This is a genomic window from Spiroplasma sp. Moj, from assembly GCF_016082285.1.
Classification (GTDB): Bacteria; Bacillota_I; Bacilli_A; order Mycoplasmatales; family Mycoplasmataceae; genus Spiroplasma; species Spiroplasma phoeniceum.
Map to the genome: position 1 here is coordinate 1 of NZ_MQTY02000150.1, position 1,599 is coordinate 1,599.

Consider the following 1,599-nt stretch of genomic DNA (forward strand, 5'->3'; position numbering starts at 1 on the left):
TAGATTCCTATAATTTCTATTTTAAATATATTTTATAGGAATTTTAAAATAACTAGGTTATGCAAGAAGTCTAATTAAATAAACATTTTGGTTATCATATGTTGCATCTACAAAGTTTTTCATTTTTGCCATAAGTTTTTCTCCTTTATGAAACAATTCTATTGATCTGCTGCGGTAAACTCTTCAATAAAATAAGAGTTTTTTTCAATATAATTTAATAAATCTTCAATTAAAAATAAAATGTCATTAATATTATCTTGGTCAAATCCCTTAATTTTATTAATATTCATCATATATAATTTTTGAATTAATTCATGTCCGTTATCTTGATGAAGAATTCGATAACCAAACCAACGAGCAATTCCTAATGCTGCCCCTCCTAAAATATGACTTAAAAAAGGATTAATATTAGGATTCTCAAGATGTTCATCATGAAAAGTTGTTCGAATAAAATTGGTTTTAGTTATTTCCGAAATAATGGTTAATAATAAATTAGCATAATCAGTAATAGCAATTATATTTTCCCCATAAGCTTGGATTTCATCATCAATTTTAACAAAAACATTCATAATCCCTTTATATAAAGCTTTGAAAGAAACAACATCTTTTAAAGCAATATTAAGAATTAAATCTTGATAACGTTCAAAAGCAATCTTTGTTCCTCATACAGCAGTTGAATAAATACTTTCAAAAACTTCTTGCGATGGGCGATATCATTTAAAACGTAAAATAATTTTAGGATCAACAGTCCCAGTTTCTTCTGCTAAAACCTTTTAGGTCAAGGCCATTGCTGTTTTATAATTTAAAGTTGCATCCTTTTTTGCTAATATTTTAATTAAATATTTTTTCTCCATAAATTTTATATCATCCTTTTGCTTTCAATTAATATTATTATAACATTTTTCCCTAAAAAAGTCTTATTAACAAAATAAAACACAATTTAAATTCCTTTAATACTAGACTTTTATTAATAATTCCAAAGAAAAAACCCTTTTCAAAGGGTTTTTATTGTTTTACTTTAAAATCAAAGAATGAATTAATTAGTAAAAGCAAAATCACGAACACTATAACGAGTTTTACCAGTAAAATCATTAAAATTCTTTTTATAAGTAATAGTAATTGCTGTAAAGCTTTCAAGATTAAATTCAGCATTTAATTTTTGTGCTAAATCATTTCATACTACACATTGCACTTCTTCACCATTATCTAAAACTCAAAATTCACATAAATCTCTTATTTGTCCATCTTTACTAGTAACTGTTTTTAATTGCGGTTGTTTTGATGCTAATAAAAACTTTTCATCGTTAATAAATTGTTCATTTTTTTTATTAAATCTGTGTTGTGGTTTATTATTATACATTCTTGCTGCCCTCCTTTCTTATTCAAATGAATATCTAAAATCATACTTTAAATTTTAAAAAGAAAAAAAAGGAAGATTTATTATATTGTCATATGAACAACAATATTATATCATTAATTTTTTTTAAAGAGATTATTTTGTAAAAGATTCTCCATTTTTTTGCTATTAATATTAGACTTCTTGCATAACCTATTAAAATAATTGTAAATATTTTTAAAAAGATACTAATAGCAAATTAT

The 1,599-nt window shown here is 23.6% G+C and carries 2 protein-coding genes; both read right to left on the bottom strand.

The features are described 5' to 3' along the window. Positions 1-158: 158 nt before the first annotated feature. On the bottom strand, positions 159-569 hold the full coding sequence (locus tag BST80_RS05200) for a hypothetical protein (RefSeq protein WP_415746273.1): 411 nt from the start codon (positions 567-569) through the stop codon (positions 159-161). A gap of 467 nt (positions 570-1,036) precedes the next feature. Then, a complete protein-coding gene (locus tag BST80_RS05205; RefSeq protein ID WP_114565262.1) occupies positions 1,037-1,360 on the bottom strand; it encodes a hypothetical protein in 324 nt (107 codons plus the stop codon). Positions 1,361-1,599: the final 239 nt, after the last annotated feature.